Annotated in this window: 22 protein-coding genes; 7 read left to right on the forward strand and 15 right to left on the reverse strand. The window is 43.3% G+C overall.

Going from position 1 to position 24,891, the window contains the following annotated elements:
* Positions 1-45: 45 nt before the first annotated feature.
* From EAE91_RS14170 to EAE91_RS14205, 8 genes are all read right to left on the reverse strand, one after another.
* Positions 46-840 carry a fimbrial biogenesis chaperone gene (locus EAE91_RS14170; protein WP_214089060.1) on the reverse strand — a complete coding sequence of 265 codons (795 nt, stop codon included), beginning with the start codon at positions 838-840 and terminating at the stop codon, positions 46-48.
* A 28-nt stretch (positions 841-868) separates the two neighbouring features.
* On the reverse strand, positions 869-1,606 hold the full coding sequence (locus EAE91_RS14175) for a fimbrial biogenesis chaperone (RefSeq protein ID WP_244868849.1): 738 nt from the start codon (positions 1,604-1,606) through the stop codon (positions 869-871).
* Between the two features lie 56 nt (positions 1,607-1,662).
* Positions 1,663-2,331, reverse strand: a complete 669-nt coding sequence (locus EAE91_RS14180; RefSeq protein WP_214089061.1) for a fimbrial protein — start codon at positions 2,329-2,331, stop codon at positions 1,663-1,665.
* 55 nt (positions 2,332-2,386) lie between these two features.
* Positions 2,387-3,079, reverse strand: a complete 693-nt coding sequence (locus EAE91_RS14185; protein WP_214089062.1) for a fimbrial protein — start codon at positions 3,077-3,079, stop codon at positions 2,387-2,389.
* Positions 3,080-3,141: 62 nt separating this feature from the next.
* Entirely contained in the window at positions 3,142-3,762 is a 621-nt protein-coding gene (locus tag EAE91_RS14190; RefSeq protein WP_244868850.1) for a fimbrial protein, read from the reverse strand.
* Positions 3,746-4,489 (reverse strand): fimbrial biogenesis chaperone, encoded by a 744-nt coding sequence (locus tag EAE91_RS14195; RefSeq protein WP_214089063.1) that lies wholly within the window; start codon positions 4,487-4,489, stop codon positions 3,746-3,748. The genes EAE91_RS14190 and EAE91_RS14195 overlap by 17 nt, the downstream gene beginning before the upstream one ends.
* 117 nt (positions 4,490-4,606) lie before the next feature.
* Positions 4,607-5,236, reverse strand: a complete 630-nt coding sequence (locus EAE91_RS14200) for a fimbrial protein (protein ID WP_214089064.1) — start codon at positions 5,234-5,236, stop codon at positions 4,607-4,609.
* A gap of 425 nt (positions 5,237-5,661) precedes the next feature.
* Positions 5,662-6,228: a tyrosine-type DNA invertase gene (locus EAE91_RS14205; protein ID WP_036778403.1), complete on the reverse strand. Its 567-nt coding sequence runs from the start codon at positions 6,226-6,228 to the stop codon at positions 5,662-5,664.
* Positions 6,229-6,668: 440 nt separating this feature from the next.
* Between EAE91_RS14205 and recG the strand changes: the two genes are divergently transcribed.
* The 3 genes from recG to EAE91_RS14220 all read left to right on the forward strand — a co-directional run bounded on the left by recG (position 6,669) and on the right by EAE91_RS14220 (position 9,963).
* On the forward strand, positions 6,669-8,750 hold the full coding sequence (gene recG / locus EAE91_RS14210) for an ATP-dependent DNA helicase RecG (RefSeq protein WP_214089065.1): 2,082 nt from the start codon (positions 6,669-6,671) through the stop codon (positions 8,748-8,750).
* A 582-nt stretch (positions 8,751-9,332) separates the two neighbouring features.
* Positions 9,333-9,611, forward strand: a complete 279-nt coding sequence (locus EAE91_RS14215; protein ID WP_214089066.1) for a hypothetical protein — start codon at positions 9,333-9,335, stop codon at positions 9,609-9,611.
* 91 nt (positions 9,612-9,702) lie between these two features.
* The gene (locus tag EAE91_RS14220) at positions 9,703-9,963 is read left to right on the forward strand and encodes a hypothetical protein (protein ID WP_214089067.1); all 261 of its coding nucleotides are present in this window, start codon (positions 9,703-9,705) and stop codon (positions 9,961-9,963) included.
* A 575-nt stretch (positions 9,964-10,538) separates the two neighbouring features.
* On the opposite strand, the gene EAE91_RS14225 is transcribed toward EAE91_RS14220, so the two are convergent.
* A complete protein-coding gene (locus EAE91_RS14225; protein ID WP_214089068.1) occupies positions 10,539-11,852 on the reverse strand; it encodes an RCC1 domain-containing protein in 1,314 nt (437 codons plus the stop codon).
* A 79-nt stretch (positions 11,853-11,931) separates the two neighbouring features.
* Positions 11,932-13,242, reverse strand: a complete 1,311-nt coding sequence (locus EAE91_RS14230) for an RCC1 domain-containing protein (RefSeq protein ID WP_214089069.1) — start codon at positions 13,240-13,242, stop codon at positions 11,932-11,934.
* 851 nt (positions 13,243-14,093) lie between these two features.
* On the opposite strand from EAE91_RS14230, the gene EAE91_RS14235 reads away from it, so the two are divergent.
* The gene (locus tag EAE91_RS14235) at positions 14,094-14,363 is read left to right on the forward strand and encodes a type II toxin-antitoxin system Phd/YefM family antitoxin (protein ID WP_012776389.1); all 270 of its coding nucleotides are present in this window, start codon (positions 14,094-14,096) and stop codon (positions 14,361-14,363) included.
* A gap of 2 nt (positions 14,364-14,365) precedes the next feature.
* Positions 14,366-14,659 carry a type II toxin-antitoxin system RelE/ParE family toxin gene (locus tag EAE91_RS14240; protein WP_036778412.1) on the forward strand — a complete coding sequence of 98 codons (294 nt, stop codon included), beginning with the start codon at positions 14,366-14,368 and terminating at the stop codon, positions 14,657-14,659.
* A 231-nt stretch (positions 14,660-14,890) separates the two neighbouring features.
* Here EAE91_RS14240 and EAE91_RS14245 read toward each other — a convergent pair whose 3' ends face one another.
* From EAE91_RS14245 to gltS, 3 genes are all read right to left on the reverse strand, one after another.
* Entirely contained in the window at positions 14,891-15,634 is a 744-nt protein-coding gene (locus EAE91_RS14245; RefSeq protein WP_214089070.1) for a class I SAM-dependent DNA methyltransferase, read from the reverse strand.
* A 596-nt stretch (positions 15,635-16,230) separates the two neighbouring features.
* Positions 16,231-16,998, reverse strand: a complete 768-nt coding sequence (locus EAE91_RS14250) for a Fic family protein (protein WP_214089071.1) — start codon at positions 16,996-16,998, stop codon at positions 16,231-16,233.
* Between the two features lie 484 nt (positions 16,999-17,482).
* Complete coding sequence (gene gltS, locus EAE91_RS14255; protein WP_214089072.1) at positions 17,483-18,691, reverse strand: sodium/glutamate symporter; 1,209 nt, start codon at positions 18,689-18,691, stop codon at positions 17,483-17,485.
* Between the two features lie 242 nt (positions 18,692-18,933).
* Here gltS and EAE91_RS14260 point away from each other — a divergent pair, with 242 nt between their 5' ends.
* Positions 18,934-20,319 carry a uracil-xanthine permease family protein gene (locus tag EAE91_RS14260; RefSeq protein WP_214089073.1) on the forward strand — a complete coding sequence of 462 codons (1,386 nt, stop codon included), beginning with the start codon at positions 18,934-18,936 and terminating at the stop codon, positions 20,317-20,319.
* A gap of 106 nt (positions 20,320-20,425) precedes the next feature.
* On the opposite strand, the gene EAE91_RS14265 is transcribed toward EAE91_RS14260, so the two are convergent.
* Positions 20,426-21,967: a 4-hydroxyphenylacetate 3-hydroxylase family protein gene (locus EAE91_RS14265; RefSeq protein ID WP_376744754.1), complete on the reverse strand. Its 1,542-nt coding sequence runs from the start codon at positions 21,965-21,967 to the stop codon at positions 20,426-20,428.
* Between the two features lie 574 nt (positions 21,968-22,541).
* Here EAE91_RS14265 and EAE91_RS14270 point away from each other — a divergent pair.
* Positions 22,542-24,251 (forward strand): AsmA family protein, encoded by a 1,710-nt coding sequence (locus tag EAE91_RS14270; protein WP_244868851.1) that lies wholly within the window; start codon positions 22,542-22,544, stop codon positions 24,249-24,251.
* Positions 24,252-24,325: 74 nt separating this feature from the next.
* On the opposite strand, the gene EAE91_RS14275 is transcribed toward EAE91_RS14270, so the two are convergent.
* A partial coding sequence (locus EAE91_RS14275; protein WP_214089075.1) for an IS30 family transposase occupies positions 24,326-24,891 on the reverse strand: 566 nt, incomplete at its 5' end.

Below are 24,891 nucleotides of genomic sequence, written 5' to 3' on the forward strand. Positions count from 1 at the left end.
CTGCAATATTGCTATTAACCACAATTGCTATTAACCATATTGCTATTAGCCACTGCCAAATACAGTAATAGATCGACTCTCTTCATCGGTGCTTAACCCAAATTCACCAATAGCACGCCACGATACCGTGACATTATTACCAAGGGACATTTTGCCCACCGGCAGTGACCAGCTCTGCTGACCAAATGGCGGCACCATTCTAAATAAATCCTGATCCGGTACGGCAAACGAATTCACCTGTAAAGCCTGCAACGTTATCCAAAACGGCGACGGATTAGTCAGCGTCACAACACTCTCTTTTACTGATGCGCTTAATTGTTTCACCGCACCGGCAACGCCCTCTTTTGGCAACCCCTCGGGACGATAGAACACCTTCACCGCCAGCGCCGCCGTCATTTTCACCTTGCCGGAGAACCCCTTAGATACCGATGATGGTTTCTCAGAAGACAACATACGCACATTCAGAAAGAACAGAGATTCTCGATCCTTCGGAAAATCTCCGCCGGTACGCAGGATTTTCAACACCTGCCGTTCATGTGCATCCACCTTGGCAATAGGCGGAATCACGATAAATGGTGCCTTAGCATCCAATGGTAAACCGGTGGCAGGGTCCAATTCCCGTACCGTTGACTGAATCAGATAATTGCTGTCGCTGTTATTAATGAATGTCGAAGGAACACCATTGCTGAATGATTCAAAGTAAATCACCCGGGCATCATTGATATATAACACTCCGTCCAGACTCTCTTCCGCCCTCAGTGGTAAAACCGGTGATACCATTGCCAGAGCGCATAACACAGACGTCACTCTCTGCTTTATTGAAACCTTACGCTCCGCCATGTGATGCTCTTCCAATCTCAAAATATACTCAGCCAGCCTGTAACGTACCGTTCTGTAGCTTACTCACCCCGCCAATATCGGTAATCATCGACCATTCCACCTTACTGCCAGCTTTGCCAGCCAGGGGAAAAGTCGTCTGGCCGAAAGGCACCAATATTGACGGGGCTTTATCAAAATCTACTGCCTTGCCGTCAAGTTTCAGTTGAGCAAAAGTCTGGTAATACGGTGTTGGGTTGGTCACTACCACACTATTACCTGATTGTGTAAACGTCAGCCGACCACGGGCCTGTTCCGGTGTCATCGGCAGCTTATCTGGCCGGTAGATAAGTTTAATATTCATACCCAACGAGATAGATAGCGACGCGCCAATCTCATCTTGTTTCCCGTTGCTATTTTCCTTACTGCCATCAGTTGTTTTCTTCGCCGGGATCGCATTAATCCGAAAACGAAACAGAGACTCACGATCAGCTGGGAAATCACCACCGGTACGTACAAGGCGCATCACATTCAAGCTATTGCCCTCCATACGGAACAACGGGGGCAGCACCGTAAACTCCGATGAACGGGTATTTGGGTTATCCCACGAAGTCACGGCAGCTTGTACCAGATAGACCTCTTCGCCTGAATTTTGCAGTGAGATGCTTTGCACCTTGTCACTCTGCTGATAAATAATGCGTGTCTTCCTCAACATCAGACCTGCGTGCGCTGATGACGACGCCATAACCGCCCATATCCCCAGCATCCCGATAACTATCAGCTTTTTCATATATCCCACTTCATTTCAGACACTATTCCTCAAATACACCTGACTTATAACGTTATCTACTTCAAGTGCTCATACGAAAACTCAAAATGTATGGTCACTTGCGCTTCTCCTCCGCATAACACATTGGGCTCGTTACTCTCGGTTTTACACGTTACTGGATTATTTTTATCGCCTAAACCACCCACATAAGCCCTGAACGTCCTCGTTGTTCCATCTTCTGCGGACGGTAGCGGCACCTGAAACGGCTTATTGCTAGGCTCCACCTTTACAAACTGCTGGTTGCCAAGGTCCCGTAACCTAATCCCCACTCCCTTGGTAGTATTATTTACAGGCATGAACAGTTCCGGATCTTGTGTGACAAAATTACTACTCCATATGTACAACGTTGGCGATTGGCCTGGACTACAGTGACTGAGCTCAAACACCAGGTCTAAGGCTGAACTTTCCACATATTTGCTATTTTTCAGTTGACTCGCATAGACCTGAGGCATAGTAACGTCATAACCATCAGCGCCGCCGTACTTACCATTCACACTCAACGCACAGGTCGGAGGCAACAGATTGCCTTTAATTGTGATCTCAGCATTCTTACCATCCGCCTGAACCGACAAAGGCACACAAGCGATGAGCCATCCAATCAGTACCATGATGAGTAACGAATATTTCGTTCTGCTGTGACATGTTATTAACTCACGCTTTATAAGAGTGTTATTTTTCGCTTTCATCTAACTCTCTTCCCCTCATTGGTCCCCATTCTTATCTTCTGTGATCAACCGCATCTCAGGGATAAGAATAGGTAAACGCGACTCGCGCAATTAATGAGCCAGGTCGAATAACCTTACTATCTTTTCCACGCGCAACCGCTACTGTTACCGGAAGCTGTGCACGACCATCATCAAAAAATAGCGAATCAAGGCGATTCTCATGATTATTTATTACCAAATCATCCCAACCTATTTTCCCTTCATCTCCTAAATGAACAATAAACCCCAACCCCTCAGAGGCGTTATCATCGGAACCAGAGACAGGATCACGGAATACTAAACCTTGTTCAGCGTCGATGGTGTTTCCTGACACAGTGATAACAGGTCCGTTCGGTGAAACATCCGGATCACCACAATTGGTTAATTCCAGATTAAATCTTCTGGGGTTTGATATATGCCCAGCCTGACTGAACTCCGCCGCTGGCAGCGAGCCGAAATTCAGCTCCGAACCATTGATATCACTACCACTGATCCCTACGTCACAAGGTTCAGGCACGACAGTTATGAACAGATCTACGTCTATCCCACTCGATCTCGTCGCTGGGGGGGCTTTAGGATCTTCAGATTCAGCCATGACGCCGCCTGCCAAGAACAGCAAAACTAACATCCCCCAACAAAGCCGGAGCATCACCATACGCAACATCGAGCAACCGCCATTACTCAGAAAAGCGGGTTGGTCATCCACTCTGTTTTTTTCTCGCCTTGTCACTTTGGTCCACCTTAAAACTCTCTCGTTTACAGCTATTCTGTTTAATGAATCGCACTGCAAACTCAACGATAATCAAATGTAAAATTCACGTTGGCATAGATTCTTCCTGGCTTTTTGCAGACCATTACCGTCTCCCCTGTTGCCGGGGCGCATACCAGTGAAAACCTCACCGGCACAGAAGGAGTTTGAGCATTTATGACTGTGCCTTTATCCGCCAGATAAAATGGTTCACTATCCGCTATATTTGAGGACCATTCCGTTCCATTCAGCTTCTTCAAGCGCACTGTGACGCCCACTGCCTTTGAAACCGAATCTTCGCTGTTTTGACTACGAAATAGCGTCTTATCACTCGTACCAAAATGCTCTCCGGTAATGGTAATCGCAGGAGCAACCCTGTCTGCATCGATCACATCTGAGCAATTTCTCAGAGTGAGATTGGTTTCCCCGTAGGCGTTCCCTGATACCAAGCTGGCAAATTGCACTCTGCCCAAATCGATATTATTGTTATCCACAGCGATATCACACGTCCCGTAGGCAATGTCGGCCTTAAATGTGACGTTGGCAGAATTCGCTGCCCATAAGGGGCCAGAAGAGAGCCACAGAATTCCTCCCATACCGATGTAATTCAGGTACCTGCGTAGATACTGAGCCCTTGAGATACCGGCTTTACTGAATTTCACCATTGAAGTTCTCTCCACCGCCGAGATCGCTAATCACCGCCCATTCCACTTTCTTTTTGTTCTGATTATTTTGAGCGGGATAAACATGGTTACTGAAAGGAGCCAGCATTTGTGGATGACTTTCAGAAAACTTCACCGGTACGCCATCAACTTTGATCTGGGTAAAGCTGATGTGATAAGGCGAATTGTTGCTAACTTGAACGCCCCCGGAAGCATGGGTAAAGCGCAGCGCTTTGTATGCCTGCTCCGGCGTTCCCACCAATCCCGTTGGCCGATAAAATAGTTTGATGGTATTGCCGATGGCATAAGTTATCCCGCCGCCAATTTGTGCGCTTTCAGAACGCTGGCCCGGAGGATTATTACTACCGGGAATAGCAGAAGCATTAAAATAAAAGACGCTTTCTCTGTCAGTCGGCAGCTTACTGGTATCGCCTAAGATGCGCAGAACATTGGTTCCCTTAGGGTCCAAACGGAATAAAGGAGGAGAGACGTAAAAAGGCGCTTTACCCTTGCCGTCAACGGTGCGAGTAATCTTAGTCGTCACCAAGTAAGGGATATTAGTTGTTGTATTGCGTACCGATACCGTTGTTGCAGCTTTATCCTGTAAGAAAATAATGCGTGTAGCATCAATGCCAAATCCGCCTTCGGCCTGACTTTGTGACGCGAATAAAAATGCACCTAATACAAGGCTTTTTACTATGATGTTAGGAAGTCGGAGTTTATTGATCATCATTTTTCTCTTTTCACTCAGCCAATAGCGGTTTATAAAGCACCGTTTCAATCATCCAGAATTTGCAATCAAAGAAGCCTGAAGAAAGGCTCCTCAGGCTGGTTATTGAATCAACAATCATTCATACGCTATGGAAAAAGTAAGAGGGGCATGAATTCGCTGAGTAGATGGCTCTTTAGCCACTGACGCCATATAAGCTTTAAAGACTACAGACTTGCCATTAAAGTTTGCCACCGGTTTAGGATTTGTCTCCTCTGATGAAGCTAATACGATACGGCTGTCTTTCTTAAGAAGCTTTTCCGTTTCATCACCAGAACCATCAATCTTATAGGTTAATGCAACACCCGCATTTGGAGTTTGCCCATCCGCATTATCCTGCCCCTCATTAAATATGTCAGTGCTTGCTGCTATCGTAGTCCCTGACACCAACAGCTTAAGTGATTTTTTTGCCGCAACGGTACCATCACAGCCATTGACACCAACAGTAAAAGTTTTATATCCCTCAACAACATTCATGCCCGTAAATTTACCCTCACCAGGCTGGAATTCACTTGGCTTATGGTTACCCAAACTCACTTCACCGTTTTTTACACCACTGGTAATGTCACATGTCACATCCGAGACAGCACCAGTAATAGTTACTGTGGCATTATGCCCCCCTTTATTTTCCTCTCCATCTGCCAAAGCAGCCGAAGCTGCCCCCATAACCAACGCCGCCACGACGCTTATCTTTAATATCTTTTTCATTTCATTAATCTCTTTTAACTACCTAACTAAAGTCCGATTCAAGCTCGCGCATCACGTTTTGATAAACAGAGGCATCTAGCTGTACAAAAATTTGTCAATTAGGACCATTTTGACTATCAAAATACAGCCATTTTTCCGTATAAAAACAGCGCCATACAGAGTTAATATGCAATATTTTGCAAATTTTAAGGATATCATCTTTATATATCCAAAAATAAAGAACAACAATTTTGCTAAAGTGACAACAAAATGGCAGTGTTTTTGCATGTTGTAATAAAAAGAGTGGATTATTGGAATGTTTCTGTGGTAGGATTATTGAGTTTTACAAATATATACAAATCTATCTCTTTTTTTATTAGAAAACTTTTAGTACAATTTCTAGGCGATCATATTTTGATAGTCAAAATGGTCCTAACTGTCGTACCTTAACGCCTACCTTTTACGCCCCAAACTCCTTGAAAACGTTCAACATTACTCGCGGTATAACGTACCGTATGGCGAATGTTTTTATGTCCAAGATAGTCTTGTATTAGCCGGGTGTCGATTCCTCGATCTGCAAGGGCAAAACCGCAGGCATGACGCAACATATGTGGATGAGGCTCTACCGCGATATTCGCCCGTTGCCCTAACTGGTTGATAATCTGATAGATGCGCTGGCGAGTCAGTGGTTTCCCACAACGCGATAGAAATAACCAATCACTATCAGCACCCTGAAAAGTTTTGCGCACTTTAAGCCATGCCTTAATCGCCTTAACTTCACGCTGTAAAAGGGGATGGTTAGTACAAAACCCGCCTTTTAATCGCCTGATATATAAACATTTTTCTTTTAACTCCATGTCAGATAACCGCAAATGCCTGGCTTCGCTAACACGAAAACCGTGGATATAACTCATATACACCAGACAGTAATTCCGTTCTGGATTAGGCCCAACTTTCGCCATTTCCAACATGCTTTCTACTTCTGATTGAGTCAGATATTTTCTTTGGCCCATGATTATTTCTCCAAAATATATTGATAGCACAACCCGGCTATATCCCGCTTAGAACAGATATAAGCTAGGATAAAATAGACACCGCTACCCAAAACGATGGCCTATTGTTCACCGAGGCTACAAGAGGTTATACAGATATGGGGCAAAATTTAAACACCTTTTTTGATTATTTTTTCACCTCGCAAACACGTTAGTTTACATTTGACTGACAGGGCAGATTATTCAAAACAGGCTACAAGAACCTGTCGTTACAAATCGTCTTTTTCGTTATAGCGGCTTACGCTTAAGGTATTGATATGGTTTTCAACCAGTTACAGAGGGAAATATTCCATTGATTACGTTAAACTCGTCTGTATTATTATGGATGGTAAACAGGCTCAGGCCGTGACCCGTGAAACCTGATGGACTGCCATGCAATTAATGGAGATAAAAGAAACCTTATGAGAGGCCCATTGCTTGATACCATCCCTCTGACTTCCCTGCGTGGCGTCGGGGCAAGTCAGGCCGCCAAATTAGCAAAAATAGGGCTGGTTAATTTGCAGGATCTTCTGCTGCATTTCCCTCTGCGTTATGAAGACCAGACACGCCTTTACACTATTAATGATCTTTTGCCGGGTATTTCCGCCACCATCGCAGGTGAAATCCTGCGTACCGATGTTACTGTTAGTCGCCGCCGAACCCTGATCTGCAAAATTAGTGATGGCACCGGCGTGCTCACACTGCGCTTTTTTAACTTTTCGGCGGCAATGAGAAACAATCTGGCGAAAGGGAAACAGGTTGTTGTCTACGGTGAAATCAGAAGAGGCAGTCAGGGTGCCGAAATGATTCATCCTGAGTATAAGATTCAAAATCATACTGGAAATGTACAGCTTCAAGAGACATTAACACCGATTTACCCGACAACAGAAGGTGTTCGTCAGGCGACGCTGCGTAATCTCATTGATCAAGCGCTGAAATTGTTGGATACCTGCACAATCAATGAACTTTTACCGGAAGAGCTTAGCCGCTCCATGATTAGTCTGCCGCAAGCACTGCATATTCTGCACCGCCCAACACCAGATATTGCGCTGGCGGATCTGGAAACCGGCAGGCACCCAGCTTATCGCCGTCTGGTTCTGGAAGAACTTTTAGCTCACCATTTGAGTATGTTAGCCGTCAGAGCTGGCGTACAACGCTATCACGCTCAATCATTGCCGACTGAGGACAAGTTAAAACCGCAATTCCTTAATCGCCTGCCATTTTCTCCAACTCATGCGCAACAACGGGTTGTCTCGGAAATTGAACAGGATCTGGCAAAAGATGTTCCCATGATGCGACTGATTCAGGGCGATGTAGGTTCAGGAAAAACGCTGGTTGCCGCATTGGCTGCGTTGCGTGCCATTGCGCATGGTAAACAGGTCGCCTTGATGGCGCCGACTGAACTACTGGCAGAACAGCATGCAAATACCTTTCGGCAATGGCTGGAACCGTTGGGTATCCAAGTCGGCTGGCTAGCGGGTAAGCAAAAGGGGAAAGCGCGTCAGAAGCAACAAGAAGCCATTGCCAACGGCCAAGTCGCCATGATTGTCGGTACGCATGCCATGTTTCAGGAACAAGTGAAGTTTTCCGGTCTGGCGCTGGTGATTATTGATGAGCAACATCGGTTTGGTGTGCATCAACGTCTGGCTTTATGGGAAAAGGGACGTGAACAGGGTTTTCATCCTCACCAATTGATTATGACGGCCACCCCGATTCCCCGTACCTTAGCCATGACCGCTTATGCAGATCTCGATACTTCTATTATTGATGAATTACCACCGGGGAGAACGCCGGTAACGACCGTTGCAATCCCGGATACGCGCCGTGAAGAAATTATCAAACGGATCAGAAACGCCTGCCTTGATGAAAATAGACAAGCCTATTGGGTTTGTACGCTGATTGAAGATTCCGATGTGCTGGAAGCTCAAGCTGCGCAAGCCACCAGTGAAGAACTTACTCTTGCTTTACCGGAACTGAAAGTCGGGCTGGTGCATGGCCGCATGAAAGCCGCAGAAAAGCAGGCAGTGATGGAGGCTTTCAAGCGTGGCGAATTACAGCTTCTGGTTGCAACAACGGTTATTGAAGTGGGCGTGGATGTGCCGAATGCCAGTTTGATGGTTATTGATAACCCGGAACGGCTCGGCTTGGCACAACTTCATCAGTTACGCGGACGAGTTGGCCGTGGGGCTATCGCTTCTCATTGTGTTTTACTTTACAAAACGCCGCTGAGCAGTACCGCCAGAATTCGCCTGCAAGTGCTTAGAGACAGTAACGATGGTTTTGTTATCGCGCAGAAAGATCTGGAAATTCGCGGCCCCGGGGAGCTATTAGGAACACGCCAAACTGGGAATGCGGAATTTAAGGTAGCTGATTTGCTAAGAGATCAGGGAATGTTGCCGGAAGTTCAACGCATTGCCCGGCATATTCACCAACACTATCCTGAACATGCCCGTGCCTTAATTGAACGCTGGCTACCAGAACGGGTACATTATGGTAATGCGTGATTGAGAACATGTCGGAACGGACTTGCCGTTTCTCAAAGCTGCCAAAAATATGGATATTTGGTTTTATCCAATAATTAAGATGCTCTGCTATAGAGCTTTCTTTTAATTATTCTATTAAATTGTTAATGTATTATTGCCAAAGGAATGGAAAATAGAACCACAATTATTCCTAAATTAGCACCAGCGTTAAAATATATCCCTAGAAAATATAATTGGGGTGACAGGCGGTTCCGCCATTTTTCATCAAATTCCGTTGATGGCATATGCGGTATTAGCGCAACGTTATGCTCAAAGGTTAAAACGGAAATAGATGTAAACCTATGATATGAATTCAAGGGTAATTATTATATTTACATCAATGTAATATTGAGTTACTAAGTTTAAATAGTAAATGTTTCTATTAATTCAATGAATGTAATTTTAAATATTTTCTTCTCGAAGTATAAAACCTTGATGGAGGTCACACAAATAATAGTTTTGTTGGTCTTTTTTATCCTATACTTATATTTCATTATGGTACATATTAGGATGTTTTTAAATTAGAACTAAATAAATCTACGTTGATATAATGGAGAAGTTAATATGATTTATGTCAAAAATCTTTCAGATAATGTGGTTAAAGTCGCAATTAGTAAATGGAGTAGTGAAGAAGGTAATGACGAATATATTGAAATTAATCCAGAAGAAGTAGTTCAATGGGATAGATCAGATAAGCGCGGTTTTTTAATGTCAGTAGTACGCGAAGATAATATTCCAGAGTTGTATTCAATAAAATCAGATGGCTACTTAATTATTTACAATAACAAGATTGAAAATAACGGAGAAGAGATAAATTATTTATATTCGATACAATCTAACTAAAAAATTTTATTATTTATCTAGTTCTCTTAATTTATGTTCATATGCCATTGAGTTAAATGAAAATATTTATTATTGATATAGTGGAGGATTTATGATTTATGTTAAAAATCTCTCAACTGAACCGGTTAAAGTTTCGGTTAATAAATGTGGAGAGGAAGGTAGAGAGGAATATTTAGCTCTTGATTGTGAAAATGTCAAGGTGTGGGATCTCTCCGATACACATGGTTTTATATTGTCAGTAATACAGAGAGGTATTGAAAAATCATATCCTGCTTCTAATAACAGTTTTATTATCATTTTTGATGATTATGTACAAGATAGCGGCACCAATATATCTCATCAAGAGAAATAAATGAGAGCTTGTCATCCGATTTAATTGAGTGTTAGACAAAATTAAATCACCATAATCAGGAATGGAATCTCCATTCCTGAACTATTTATATTCAACGGATTGCTGCTTTTTCCCCTAATGCTTGTTTTTCTGCTTGATTGATAAAGATATCTCCAGCCTCTTTATAATTAATCAGTTGTTTTATCAACTTCCTCTGCCAGCATTTCCAGACTAGGTGCTTAGTCCCAATATTTGATAAATAAGATAGTAGAAAAAATTATCGCCTGATACCTATAGGTTAATATTAAATTGTTTTTTGGTGGTTGGTTTTAGATTATTTTTATCGATAATGAGTAAAATTTAAAATTATGAGATTTGAGCAGAATAATTTAATAAAGATGTACATTTTTATGGCTATTCTTATTAATACGTGAACATGTAACTTAATTTACCAAGCATTAATAGCAAAGCAAATAATAAAAATCACCAAGAGCGGGAGAGCTAATATTTCAAATTAAATAAACAATAGGCTAAGCCGGAATATTATAGCCCAGCCTTGGTTTTAGTGTTTTTTAGTGATTTATAATAACAATGGATTAATCATCATATTCACTGTGTACTATATTATAGTTACCAACATCCCAGGCTAATCTTTCTCCATTCGCCCGCAGGACTGAGAATGAACCTCCCGATACGCTCAGGCTGACGATATCTTGTAATCGGGCTATTCCGGGGGGGACCTGGATGTTTAAACTTCTTCTCCCCCAAGCGACCACGCTACCGTTGGCCCGAAGGGCCGCGAAAGCATCAGCACCTGCTCTCAGGCTGACAATATCCTGTAATTGGGCAATTTCGGGTGGAATTTGACCACCTTTATCCCCGTTCCCCCAAGTGACCACGCTACGGTTTGTCCGCAGAGCCGCGAAAGCCTCACTTGTTGCACTGATACTGACGATATCCTGCAATTTGGCAATGTTAGGCGGGATTTCACCTCCAAAAGAACTACCCCCCCAGACGACTACACTACGGTTTGCCCTTAGGGCAGCGAAAGCAATATCTGCGCCAGTCAGGCAGACAACATCTCGTAATTTGGCAATGTCTGGAGGGACTTGGCCGCCCCAATTTTTAAGTCCCCAGCTAACTACACTACCGTTGGCCCGAAGGGCCGCGAAAGCATCAGCACCTGCTCTCAGGCTGACAATATCCTGTAGTCTGGCAATTTCTGGGGGGACCTGACCGCCGGCACTTCCTAATCCCCAGGTGACCACGCTACGGTTTGTCCGCAGGGCTGCAAATGCAAGGCTTCCTGCGCTGATGCTGACAATATCCTGTAATTTGGCAATTTCGGGAGGGATTTCACCTCCAAAAGAGCTATCCCCCCAGACGACTACACTACGATTTGCCCGCAAAGCCGCGAATGCAGAATCTGTTGTGCTTAGACTGACAATATCCTGTAATTTAGCAACTTCTGGCGGGATTTGGCCGCCATAGTCCGAAGCCCCCCAAGCGACTACACTGCGGTTTACCCTCAGGGCTGTGAAAGCACCTCCTGTTGCACTTAGGCTGACAATATCCTGTAATTTAGCAACTTCTGGCGGAACCTGGCCGCCCTTATCTTTAAGTCCCCAGGCAACTACGCTACGATTTGCCCGCAAGGCCGCGAAAGCAAAGCCTGTTGTACTCAGACTGACAATATCCTGCAATTGAGCAATTTCTGGCGGTATTCGGCCACCATAATTTTCATCTCCCCAGGCGATCACTCTGCCATTTGGCAATAACATAGCACTGGCCCCGTCAGAAACGATGGGGATATTGTCATCAAAGTTACTATTTATGCCGGATTGCCGGTATTGATTTATAGAACTACTGCGGGTATCCCCGTTTAGTGAGAAATCGTCATTTTGGTTCATTTTGTTCTCCTAAATAAGGTCATATTGGATTTACCTTATCCACAAGGGTCTGTATCGTAACCACATGATAATGTGGTAGTTAATTTTCATATTCATGATGCACGTTATTGTCGTAAGCAGAACCCCAGGCTACTTTCCGACCATTAGCCCGCAATACGGCGAATGAGTTTTTTGACGCACTCAGGCTGACGATATCTTGTAATCGGGCTATCCCGGATGGAATTTGGTTGCCTTGATAACTGCCATATCCCCAAGCGACTACGCTACCATTTGCCCGTAGGGCGGCAAACGCGGTTTCTGTCGCACTGATACTGACAATATCTTGCAATTCGGCAATTTCGGGCGGGGCTGAAATACCATTGCCTCCCCAAACAACTACACTGCGGTTTGCCCGCAAGGCCGCGAAAGCACCATATGTTGTGCTCAGACTGACGATATCCTGTAATTTGGCAATTTCGGGCGAAACACTGCCACCCGAATATTTGCTTCCCCACGCGACGACACTGTGATTTGCCCGTAGGGCTGCAAATGCAGTTCCTGTTGCGCTGATACTGACAATATCCTGCAAGTTAGCAATTTCAGGCGGAACCTGGTCGCCCGAATTTTTGAAGCCCCAGGCGACTACACTGCGGTTCGACCGCAGGGCGACGAAAGCAGAATCTGTTGCACTCAGGCTGACAACATCCTGCAATTGGGCAATTTCTGGCGAAACCTGCCCGCCCCAATTCTCAAGTCCCCAGGCGACCACGCTGCGATTTGCCCGCAAGGCTGCAAATGCGTTTACTGTTGAACTCAGGCTGACAATATCTTGCCGCTCTGCAATTTCAGGCGGTACCTTACCGCCAGAATACTCATCTCCCCACGCGACGACGCTACTGTTTTCCCGTAGAGCCGCGAAAGCGGAGCCTGTTGTACTCAAGCTAACAATATCCTGCAATTTGGCGATTTCTGTTGGAACCTGACCACCGAAATTCTCATCGCCCCAAGCGACCACGCTACCGTTTACCCGCAGGGCCGCAAAAGCAGAATCTGTTGCCTTCAAGCTGACAATATCCTGTAATTTGGCAATTTCTGGTGGGATTTGACCACCTTTATCCTCGTTCCCCCAAGCAACCACGCTACGGTTTTTCCGCAGAGCCGCGAAAGCCTCACTTGTTGCACTGATACTGACGATATCCTGCAATTCGGCAATGTCAGGCGGGATTTGGCTACTATAATCATTTCCCCAAGTCATCACTCTGCCACTTGGCAATAACATGGCGGTTGACTCGTTATTAGAGACGATGGAAGTATTATTCTCAGAGGAGCTATTTCGGTCCGGTTGCCAATATTGCTTGATAGGATTACCTTCGGCATCCATGTTTGGTGAGGGTTCGTTATTTTGATTCATATTATTCTCCTAATGATGGTGATATCGGATTAACCTTCTTACCTACAGGGGAATCTATGCCATAAAACCTATCCCTTGCGGGTTAAGCTGAATTTCTACTGCAATTTACTACTAGCTATTCTTTGATGAAGAAGATAATAGAAAAAATTATCGACTGACAATTATAGGTTAATACTAAATTGATTTTTTGGTAGTTGGTTTTAGATTATTTTTTATCGATAAAGCGTAAAAATTAAAATTATGAGACTTGGGCAACAGAATTTAGGGGGGATGTACATCCTTATTGCTATTTTTATTAATACGCATACATGTAACTTAATCTACTAAGTATTATCTGTAAAGCAAAGAATAAAAATCACCAAAAGGGGCGCAATATATTTTCTATTTATAAAGAAATGAGTTACTTCTTTTCTTTAGGATTTACATTAAAAACTATTTCGTAGAGAGCGGGAGTGATAAAATTTCAAGTGAATATTCCATAGGTTGAATTATTATATTTTTCTCAGCCATTGATTAATGACCGGCAATAACAAAATAACACTTAATAAATTAACTAATCATATTCATTATGTTCTTTAAATCCTGAATGACGAAGTTTCTCGGAAACTGACTGATAATCATTGCGGAACAGAATGGCGCGAGTAAATTGACGTTTATTTGTGCTGTTGAGACGATCCTCATCGGTAAAGGCAAAAATGAAATATCAGCATGCCTTGTTGCGTGAGAGAGTCCGGCAAACCGTTGGTGCCCAAAAGTCATCTTGGTTGGCGGTTAGCTATTTTGATTACTGGTAGCTCCATGCATTTTTAGCTATAATAGCTATTCGAGCCATTTTAGACGGTAGGTGATGTATGGAAATTATTCCCGCACAACTAGCTAAGAACCAGTTTGGTGATCTGCTTATGAAAGTTCAGCGTGAACCTGTAGAAATTAGTAAGCATGGTAAGCGTGTAGCCGTGGTTATCTCTCCTGAAGAGTATGATCAGTTCGCACAGCTCAAGTTACAGAATTTAAAAGCCGTTCTGGCTGAATCTATTGCACAAGCTGATCGTGGCGAATTGCATAGTATTGATGATGTATTTGCACCGTTGACGGTTGATGAACTTGAGGGTAAGGCTTAAGGATGAGTGTCCGGTTTACAAAGAAAGCCAGAGAGCATATTCGTGCAATCAAACTCTATTCTATGCGCCGATGGGGGGCGAATGTCGCGGAAGCTTATTCAACTTCGTTACGTGTGACTATGACGGAAATTCTTGATCGTCATCCATCCCCCGGTCGTGATCGCAGTGAGGATCTTTATTTTGGTGTGCTGAGTTTCCCCGTAGAGAGCCACATTATTTACTACCGGGAAGTTCCGACTGGTATTGAAGTGTTGGCGGTGTTGCATCAGACGCAAGATCCACATAACCATCTATAAATGAAGAGATAAAACGTGGGACGCTTTATTTAATCAGCAATAAAATAAGCAGCTAAACTTTTTTATCAGATGCTTGAGTGAGTTACCCGAGCGCCGTTTTCCTCAGAAACCTGAATCCCGGCTGGAGGTCAGGAAAAGTTGTTTTGCCGGACGAAGGAAATTCAAAAAAATCCCTCGATTTTCACCGGGGGATTGGTATAGGAAAGAGAATGGATCTTGGGGATTATCTGGTTAAATCTGACAAACAAGAGCTGTATCAAGGCAATTTCGTTGATAATCATCCCAAAAACCTGGGGGATGAGCCTCAATATCGCTTTCTAACAGCATGGGTTTTTGCCATTTAAATTGTTTGAACCCTGCCTTTTGGATCGCTGCTTGATATTGTTCACGACTCCAACGATACATAGTGAAAGGGCTAGGTGGTGTGGTAAGAAATTCAGCTTTCACGAGAGTGGTGTCTTTCACCGGCTCTTCACTCAAAACTTTTATACAATAATTCTCATAATTCCCTTTCTCTAATCGATAATCAGGTTCAAAGGTATACGCAATTAATTTACCGGAAGGCTTGAGATGAGCGGCAATGACACGGAACATAGTTTCAAGGTCTTCAAGAGATTCTGCATGGCAGAATAACCAGGCTGCATTAACTATGTCAAACTTGCCAAACGACTCCGACTCCATCTTGCAGACATTTCTTACGTGAAATTCGATATCATCACCGTATTGTTGTGATTTGCTTTTCGCAATCGCTATCATGTTTTCTGATATATCGACTCCAATGACTTTCGACGCACCACGATTTCTGTATTCTCGACTAAAGAGACCATATCCACAGGCTAAATCTAACACTGATTTCCCGTGTATATCTCCTGCCAGATTGAAGATAGTTCTGATTTCTACTTTGATATGGTCAGTAGCATCTGAAAAGCTCTCGTAAAGATGTGCAATAGGGCCATATAAAGTGTTATCTTTCATGTTGTTATCCTTAGCTAAAGGCCAAAATACTTTATACCCGTCATCTTTCAAGTTGCCTATGCTCCCGGGGATTCACTCCCTTGCCGTCGCGATGCATCTTGAAATCTATAAGGTATATATTATTTAGTACGAATTAATAATTACTGAAATTTTTTCTCTTATTATAAATAAGATTCCAAAATAGCTCTACATTTCATACCATTCATAATTCCATGTATAACAATGGGTTAGTAAGGTTGCGTGTGGCAGAATCATGAAACATTATTTATATTAATACGTTAGCGATGAATTAGATATTATTTTTTAATGCTGGTTGATTTTCGGATAAATATGAGGAAGTAAGATAAATATAAAACACCTATGATATGTTTTGTGGAAACCATTATTCTTATAATAATTATGTCGTTTAAACAATAAAGAGATGCCAATGATCCGTCGTTATTTGAGGAACTATTTCCATCCTTTAATGTTTAACGGTATACCCGCTATCTTTCAAGTTGCCTCTTTGTTGGCTGCACTCACCCCGGTCACATAGATAGAGGCGATAGAAGTATTATTATCAGAATGACTACTCCTGTCCGGTTACCAATATTATTTCATCTATTCGCCGCTCGAATTTGCTCTGCATCCGGGTGACAATCCACTAGGAACGCCATCATTTTAGTGGCATCTTTGCTCAGGTAGAAGCGGACCATCTTTTCGTTAAACTCATGTATTTTCGCCGCAGGCACGCTGATGGCGTCTATACCGTTTGACATCAAAATACCGTTCATCATGAAACGGGAAGTACGTTTATTACCGTCAAAGAAAAATTGCTGTAACGCACCAAAAAGGAAGAATGCGATTCCCTTTTCAAAAGACTGACACTCATCCAATGCCGCCACACCGGCTTGAAAAATGCGGTTCAATTCTGGTGCGCCTGATACGGTAGGTAACGGAATATGCCGCCCACACTCACCTAAACTAACATCTGGGGTGTAGTTGGTTTCCCGCCCTTCTCCACGGAATGTTCCCCATTCCAAAGCTTCATTGCGAGCAACTATGCTATGAAGTTCAGTAAACGTAGCCTTGGTCAACTCAAATTGACCTCTTTTCACCAGAGATAACAGGCATCTGGAACTTTCTGCGAGATTCAGTACTTGCTCCTGATCAGAAACCTTCCTACCACCGACGGTTACACCGTCCAATAATGTTTTCACTTCGGGGAAAGTAAAAGGATTGCCTTCAAGAACGCTAGCATCCCAAACAAACTCCGGTAGCATCCGATGAAAGCGGAAACATACCCGCTCAATAGAATGAATCGGAACAATATGAGGAACCAAAGATCTGTCCCAACGAAACCCCAGAGCGTTAAAAAGCTTCATCGTTGTTCATCCTTCTTACTATATTTGAATGCGCTAAATTATAAGTAAAACACAGTAAAAGACCATTTCACCAGAAACGTTCCTGCTTGACGAGCTGGTCCCCAAAAATTATCTGGTCCGTCAAGTCGATGCCGCCATTGATTTCGAATTTATCCGCGAATTAATCATGAGGAGAAAAGATTTACAAACGACGAAAGGAGACGATAGAGCGCAGTTTTGCAGATGTTAAGCAGCACACGGACACCGTTATTTTTAACAAGGTTTGTCAACGGTCTGACTATTTACCATGTAAATGGTGCTCCATATACTGTCAATTATTCATTATTTCACAAACATAGCTTAGCGGAAAAATGAAATGAGGTTTTGGCTGACAAATTGGAACACGCGCGGCCCTTGGTAGCCGCCTAGTTGCGAATAATGACTAAAGAACACAACAACAATACTGCACCAACTGCATAGCTGGCGCAGTATCTTGCCAATTTGTCTACACCGCCGGGAATACCGGCAACAACAGATAGAGTTTAATCACAATCGCGTTAACGATATCGATAAAGAATGCCCCAACCATCGGCACCACCAGAAACGCTACATGGGATGGCCCGAAGCGATCGGTAATCGCCTGCATGTTCGCAATGGCGGTAGGTGTCGCTCCTAAACCGAAACCACAGTGACCCGCCGCCAGAACCGCTGCATCATAGTTTTTACCCATCACCCGATAGGTGACAAAAATTGCATACAGCGCCATCACGATAGCCTGGATGGTGAGAATAACCAGCATGGGTAATGCCAGCGATGCCATCTGCCACAATTTCAGGCTCATTAACGCCATTGCCAGGAACAGGGAAAGACTTACATTACCCAGTACAGAAACCGCTCGGTCAAAGACTCGGTAAAAACCTAACACCGATAGACTGTTACTGAGAATAACCCCGATAAATAACACACAGACGAACGTCGGTAATTCAAACCATGTACCTTGCAGGAATTCAGACACAAAATTACCTGCCATCAGGCAGATAGCGATTAATGCGATCGTTTCCAGCATCACCAGTGCTGTGATCATCCGCCCGGTATAAGGTTTTTCAAATGCTGTCGGCACTTCGGTATCATCGCCCCTCAAACCCGGAGTTTTTGTATTTCTCACCAGGAAACGAGCGACCGGACCACCAATCAAACCACCCAGTACTAAACCGAAAGTCGCACAGGCCATCGCCACTTCTGTTGCATTTTCAAAACCATAACGCTCACTAAACAGTTTACCCCAAGCGGCACCGGTACCATGACCACCAGACAGCGTCACAGAACCCGCCAGCAGGCCCATTAATGGGTCCAGACCTAACAGTTCAGCTAGCGCGATACCCACTGTGTTCTGAACCAGTAACAAACCCACAACGACGAAAACAAATGTAAACAGGACCTTACCACCCGCTCTAAGGCTGGCAAGATTGGCATTCAGGCCGATAGTGGCGAAGAAAGTTAACATCAAAGGGTCTTTAAGAGATAAATCAAAGTTGATTTCCCAGCCTGTTGTTTGTTTAACCGCTAAAAGAATCAGAGCAACTAACAGGCCACCCGCGACAGGTTCAGGAATGGTGTATTTTTCAAGAAATGGGACTGATTGTACAAGTTTGCGTCCAAATAATAGTACTAATGCAGACGCAACGAGCGTGCCATAAACATCAAGATGATACATCTATGTACCCCAGCTATATTGTTAAAATTATGTAAGTTATTACGACGTTATACTCATCCTTTAGAAAACGCCAAAAGCAGGCAACGCTGGATTAGAAAAAAAATCTGCAACAAACACAAGTTAAAACATATAAAAATGTGACCAGAGCGAATCACAGCAGCTAACAGGATTTTTAAGCAAACGATTGCTTTTACACGATTGATCATTAAAATGCGCTCTTTGTCAGTCCGGAATTTCACACCATGCTCACCTCATCCCCTGAACAAGCTGAAACAATACCCCCGAAAAAACCAGCTAGTGAATTGATTTATCGCTTAGAAGATCGGCCGCCGTTGCCACAAACGTTGTTTGCCGCCTGTCAGCATTTACTGGCAATGTTTGTCGCGGTCATCACGCCAGCAATCTTGATCTGCCAAGCGCTAGGGTTGCCTGCTCACGATACGCAGCGGATTATCAGTATGTCTCTGTTTGCTTCAGGGTTAGCATCATTGATTCAGATCCGAACTTGGGGGCCTGTCGGTTCTGGTCTGCTTTCCATCCAAGGGACCAGTTTTAACTTTGTTTCCCCACTGATCATGGGCGGGCTGGCATTAAAAAACGGCGGTGCCGACATTCCTACTATGATGGCAGCGTTATTCGGTACTCTAATGGTGGCATCCGTTACTGAAATTCTGTTATCCCGCGTATTGCATCTGGCCCGAAGAATTATCACCCCATTGGTTTCCGGTGTTGTGGTGATGATTATCGGTTTGTCTCTGATTCAGGTTGGATTAACCTCTATCGGCGGTGGATTCTCTGCTATCGAAAATCACACTTTTGGTTCTCCGGAGAATCTGTTTCTGGCTGGTGTTGTATTGGTGGTGATTGTTTTGCTGAACCGCCAGCGTAATCCTTATCTGCGTGTCGCTTCTCTGGTGATTGCAATGGTGGTCGGTTATGTTGCCGCCTGGCTAATGGGTATGCTGCCGCCAGCAACGGTACAGGAAAATGGTTCACTCATGACAATTCCCGCACCACTCTATTATGGTCTTTCTTTTGACTGGAATCTGCTTATCCCGTTGATGCTGATTTTCATGGTAACTTCGTTGGAAACCATCGGTGATATTACCGCAACGTCTGATGTTTCCGAGCAACCGGTCAGCGGTCCTCTATATATGAAGCGAATTAAAGGTGGTGTTTTAGCTAACGGCCTAAATTCTATGCTTTCTGCCGTATTTAATACTTTCCCAAATTCTTGTTTTGGGCAGAATAACGGGGTTATCCAACTAACTGGTGTTGCCAGCCGCCGTGTAGGTTATGCCGTGGCGCTAATGTTGATGCTATTAGGTCTATTTCCTGCGGTGGCAGGATTTGTACAACAGATCCCTGAGCCGGTATTGGGAGGTGCCACTATCGTGATGTTCGGTACGATTGCCGCGTCGGGTATCCGTATCGTTTCTAGAGAGGCACTTAACCGCCGGGCAATTATGATTATCGCGCTATCTTTAGCCGTTGGTATGGGCGTTGCTCAACAACCGTTAATTTTACAGTTCGCTCCTGATTGGCTGAAAACGTTACTCTCTTCCGGTATTGCTGCTGGCGGTTTGACAGCCATCACTCTGAATCTCGTGTTTCCGCAGGAAAAATAATCTCTCTAACAATCTGATATCAGGTTACATATAATCAACATCAATTCATCACGCACGTATATTTCATCATCGCGCGTGATGATGATTTATCTCCTAGAGTTATTTCCTAGTAGTTGGAAGGCCAAATAAAATCGTTACCAACCCAACCATCAAGATCGTATTCACTCATACACTGCTCAGCAAAGCCTTTCAATTGATCCACTAAGCCCGAGGCTTGGGAAGCCCATAACACATCGAGTCTGGTAACTTCATGGTTGCCAGCATAATTGAGCTCATATAATTCATGCCTGTTAGCGAATTCCGTACCAACAGAGTCCCAAATCAGTTTCATGAGCTTGACTCGCTCAACTGCACTGTAACCATTGGAGCCACGCATGTATTTATCAAGATAAGGAGACAGCTCCGGGTTGGAAAAATCGCGGGCATGAGAGTTAATATAAATCAAGGCACTGCCCAAATCCTGTTCAATAATTTCTTTTACCCGCGGGTAACCTTGCGTCATAAACCAACGATAAGCTATCCCATACTCATACCGAGGCAATAGGGCATCTTCACCCCAAGGCTCTGGAGATTTAATCATTGCATCACTAAGCGCCCAAAACAGATTACGCCATGACAAGACTTCGCCAACCCGTGTTTGCACGCCGCGAAAATCCTTCGTACCTGTGGCTTCAACGCCCTTAAGAAGCAATCCAGAAATAAAATCAAGTTTAACCGCCAATCGGGTCAAACCATGCAACATCGCCCGATGAAAAAAACCCGACTCAGCAAAAAATAACGAAACTTTGTCTATATCCCCATAGATAAATACGTTTTCCCAAGGAACCTTTACTTTATCCAGAATCATTATCGTATCGTTCTCATCAAATCGGGACGAGAGCGGATAATCAAAAGGACTGCCCATTTTATCAGCCGCCATTGAGTAAGAAGGACGACAAATTAATTTCACTCCTGGCGAATTCATCGGCACAGTAAAGACCAACGCAAATTCCCGTTTCTTTATTGGTAAGCCGTAATGACCAATAAAGTTGTAATGGCACATCGCCGATCCCGTGGCAACAACTTTAGCGCCGCTAACAATTAATCCATCATCACACTCTTTTTCAACATGAACACAAATATCACCAATTTCATCAGGTGATAAATGACGATCTATTGGCGGATTAATAATCGAGTGATTCCAGTAATATACGTTTTCCTGTGAGCGGATATACCAGTTTCTTGCATTATCAGCAAAATCACCATAAATATCCGGTCTTACGCCGAGTGAGGTAAGAAACGAAGCCTTATAATCAGGGCTTCTACCCAACCAACCATAACTCATGCGAGCCCACGCAGCGATAGCATCACGATCAGCAATTAAATCCTGCTGTGAGTGCGGTATACGGAAAAAGGGATGTGTCACACCAACACTCCCCGTATCTGTAGCCGTAGTCAGTACATCACGATGAGCCGGATCGTGCAAAGCATCGTAGAGTTTCGCAATAGCGCGGGCTGGATTTTGAAATGCAGGATGGTTGGCAACATTGTGAATGCGTTCACCATAAGCCCAGACTTCCCGACCATCGTTTAGCCCATCCAGAAATTCCTTTCCTGTAAGTGGGCGGGTTGTGCGGATATTACCCTCATTCGACGATTTTTGTTGCATGTTTTCTGACATAGAAGATTCCTTACATTTTTTATTTGCCGGAAGATGGGTGAAAATAAACTATGCAGTGTTTTTTCAAGCATCAATCAAACTGAGAAAGGAATAGAAAGGAATGACGAAAAAAAAATATCATTATTCCATTTATAGCCATCCATTAATACATTAATCCATTCGGATGTCATTGGCTATATTGTCATGCAACAAAATCTAGATTTAATAATTACATTAATCACACAATACAATTATTAACAAATTCACACAAACTCGATAAGCTATTAATAATAAAAACTTAGGCATGAAAAACAAAAATACAATTAAACTAAGATTAATCTCTTAAGTTTATTTTAATAGAATAAAACGATAAAGAACAATTCATTATTTCCCTCATTTACATACCCTGAAATCATTATAAATAACAACTAACATCGTGACTTGTTGGTATTTCTATTGTTAAATTATACAAATGTTACAAATAATAATTTATCCTCGCTCATAACTTTTATACACCATCTCTTGAGTGAACGCCAAAATTACGGCATAAAAGGAAGCTATAAGCCGATTAAATTGGAGTCTGATGATGAGATGGTTAAGAAAATCGCTGGTTACTCTGTTATTACTGCTAATCCTGGCAGTAATCACTGTTTATGTCATGATACAGACAAACTGGGGAGCACATCAGCTTAGTCAATGGCTGAGTCATCACAGCCGTTATCAGGTTCAAATCGGCAATATCGAACATAACTGGTCACAACCGGGCACTCTGGCATTCTCCAATATTGTCATTAGCAATCAGCAACAGACTTTCATTTTAGCGGCTCAAGTTGTCGCATTCGATTTCAACTGGCAGCAATTCACTTCCCCGCGTCATTTTCATCGTCTGTTATTGCAACAGGGCCAATTAACTATCAAAGGGCAGCCACAATCCATACCTTTTAGCGCCAATATTCTGCAACTTAATCAGATGACTATTCAGTCAGAAAATACAGACTGGCAAATTCAAGGGCAAAACATCACCGGCGGTATCACCCCCTGGAACCCACAATCAAATAAGCTGGCAGGGAATGGGGAGTTTCAATTCAGCGCTGACAAACTGAATTTCAATGATATTTCTCTGGAAAAAGTCATTATGCGCGGAGATAACCAGCAGAATGCCCTGACTATCCGTTCATTTGGTGCAACATTGGCACAAGGTTCGGTATCGGGTAATGGGCAACGTCAGCCTGATGGTAGCTGGCAGTGGGATAATTTACTTATCAGCAATATTCGCTGGCAAACGCCAATGACACTTGAAGAGTTATTGCTAAAAGCAAACAAATTACCCGCGGTCAGCATCAAAGATCTCAATCTGACTAATGCTAAGTTGGAGGGCAAAAACTGGTCTGCTAACTATCTGGATGCCTCAGTAAAAAATGTCGGTTTGATTAACGGGCACTGGCAGGCAAAAGAGGGCGTCATTGATTTCAACGTCATGGATATTACGCTAAATGATCTTCATTTCACCGATGTTATTGGTCACCTGCTTCTCGCCGGCAATGAACTCACTATTTCCAATCTCACTTCCCGTTGGGAAAAGGGATTATTCCACGTCAAAGGGCAATGGAATCACCAAACAAAGCAATTCAACATCACCAATGCAACGGTTGCCGGTTTAATTTATACCTTGCCACAAAATTGGCATCAGTTGCTGAAAAAATCATTGCCTGAATGGATATCCGGATTTTCCATTAACGAGTTGACGATTAACAACAGCTTGTTGATTGATATTAACCCCGATTTCCCATTCCAGCTTACCGCCCTCAGTGGTTATATCTATGATATGGAATTACTGAAAGAAGGGAAATGGGGGATCTGGCGTGGCTCTTCAAATCTGAATGCCACCAGCGCAACATTTAACAAAGTTGAATTACGTCGTCCTTACCTTAAATTACACACAGAGGGAAATAAACTGATCCTCGACCAATTAGATGCTTCTGTTGATGATGGATTATTGAAAATAAAAGGCACAGTAGATCAACAGTTACAGAAGCCATTCACTTTAGATTTCCGGGGAATAGATGCAGATTTAGCAACTTTGCATCAATGGCGGTGGGTGCCGTTGAAATTACAGGGTAAAGGCAATTTCACGCTGTTAATACAGGGAGATCTTGCTGCTGATGATATTAAAAGTACTATCGATGGTTCATTAACTGCCACGGATAAACAAGCAGGCAGAGAAACTCAAGTTATTAATAAGGGGCAAATATCCACACCAAACTGTGAAACCTGTCCAATTGTTAAATTATAGTAACGAATATTCGGGTACATATGTGCCCGATTTAACTTTATAATACTTGGATTCACATAATAAGTGCAACATCGTTAATCCGGAAGTAAACATGTTCGTATTCCTTTAAATAATTCATTCGGGGTTTTCCCTCCCCGGGTTTTTCGGGGGCGATTATTTAATCGGTTTACCACAAAATTTATTTCCTGATCAGAGACTTCATTAAAATCAGTTCCCTTTGGAAAGTATTGTCTGATGAGTCCATTGATATTCTCATTTATCCCTCTTTCCCAGGGCGAGTAAGGGTGAGCAAAATAAATTTGGGTTTCTAATTTTTTACTCATGATTTCATGCTCTGCGAACTCCAAACCATTATCGAATGTGATGGTATTAACCCTTTGTTTTAACGGGTATAATACTTTCACTACCGCTTTTGCGACTTCTGATGCCTGCTTGCTATCAAGTTTAACAATAAGGGTATACAGCGTTTTGCGGTCAACCAGGGTTAATAAGGCGCTTTTTTTGTCTTTCCCTATTATCGTATCCCCTTCCCAGTCGCCAATACGTTCTTTTTTATCAACGATTTCCGGGCGAACATCAATACTGACCCGGTTTTTAATTTTGCCTCTTCTTTCATAGCGACCATAGCGTTTGCGATAAG

Origin of the sequence: Photorhabdus noenieputensis (assembly GCF_018448935.1) — a bacterium.
In the GTDB taxonomy this organism is placed as follows: domain Bacteria; phylum Pseudomonadota; class Gammaproteobacteria; order Enterobacterales; family Enterobacteriaceae; genus Photorhabdus; species Photorhabdus noenieputensis.

Bases quoted from the DNA above. Each gene is read 5' to 3' on its own strand.
- recG (WP_214089065.1), top strand. From the start codon at position 6,669: ATGAGAGGCCCATTGCTTGATACCATCCCTCTGACTTCCCTGCGTGGC.
- EAE91_RS14220 (WP_214089067.1), top strand. From the start codon at position 9,703: ATGATTTATGTTAAAAATCTCTCAACTGAACCGGTTAAAGTTTCGGTT.
- EAE91_RS14205 (WP_036778403.1), bottom strand. From the start codon at position 6,228: ATGGGCCAAAGAAAATATCTGACTCAATCAGAAGTAGAAAGCATGTTG.
- EAE91_RS14235 (WP_012776389.1), top strand. From the start codon at position 14,094: ATGGAAATTATTCCCGCACAACTAGCTAAGAACCAGTTTGGTGATCTG.
- EAE91_RS14175 (WP_244868849.1), bottom strand. From the start codon at position 1,606: ATGAAAAAGCTGATAGTTATCGGGATGCTGGGGATATGGGCGGTTATG.
- EAE91_RS14200 (WP_214089064.1), bottom strand. From the start codon at position 5,236: ATGAAAAAGATATTAAAGATAAGCGTCGTGGCGGCGTTGGTTATGGGG.
- EAE91_RS14230 (WP_214089069.1), bottom strand. From the start codon at position 13,242: ATGAATCAAAATAACGAACCCTCACCAAACATGGATGCCGAAGGTAAT.
- EAE91_RS14250 (WP_214089071.1), bottom strand. From the start codon at position 16,998: ATGAAGCTTTTTAACGCTCTGGGGTTTCGTTGGGACAGATCTTTGGTT.
- EAE91_RS14240 (WP_036778412.1), top strand. From the start codon at position 14,366: ATGAGTGTCCGGTTTACAAAGAAAGCCAGAGAGCATATTCGTGCAATC.
- EAE91_RS14195 (WP_214089063.1), bottom strand. From the start codon at position 4,489: ATGATCAATAAACTCCGACTTCCTAACATCATAGTAAAAAGCCTTGTA.
- gltS (WP_214089072.1), bottom strand. From the start codon at position 18,691: ATGTATCATCTTGATGTTTATGGCACGCTCGTTGCGTCTGCATTAGTA.
- EAE91_RS14245 (WP_214089070.1), bottom strand. From the start codon at position 15,634: ATGAAAGATAACACTTTATATGGCCCTATTGCACATCTTTACGAGAGC.
- EAE91_RS14265 (WP_376744754.1), bottom strand. From the start codon at position 21,967: ATGCAACAAAAATCGTCGAATGAGGGTAATATCCGCACAACCCGCCCA.
- EAE91_RS14170 (WP_214089060.1), bottom strand. From the start codon at position 840: ATGGCGGAGCGTAAGGTTTCAATAAAGCAGAGAGTGACGTCTGTGTTA.
- EAE91_RS14260 (WP_214089073.1), top strand. From the start codon at position 18,934: ATGCTCACCTCATCCCCTGAACAAGCTGAAACAATACCCCCGAAAAAA.
- EAE91_RS14190 (WP_244868850.1), bottom strand. From the start codon at position 3,762: ATGGTGAAATTCAGTAAAGCCGGTATCTCAAGGGCTCAGTATCTACGC.
- EAE91_RS14225 (WP_214089068.1), bottom strand. From the start codon at position 11,852: ATGAACCAAAATGACGATTTCTCACTAAACGGGGATACCCGCAGTAGT.
- EAE91_RS14270 (WP_244868851.1), top strand. From the start codon at position 22,542: ATGATGAGATGGTTAAGAAAATCGCTGGTTACTCTGTTATTACTGCTA.
- EAE91_RS14180 (WP_214089061.1), bottom strand. From the start codon at position 2,331: ATGAAAGCGAAAAATAACACTCTTATAAAGCGTGAGTTAATAACATGT.
- EAE91_RS14215 (WP_214089066.1), top strand. From the start codon at position 9,333: ATGATTTATGTCAAAAATCTTTCAGATAATGTGGTTAAAGTCGCAATT.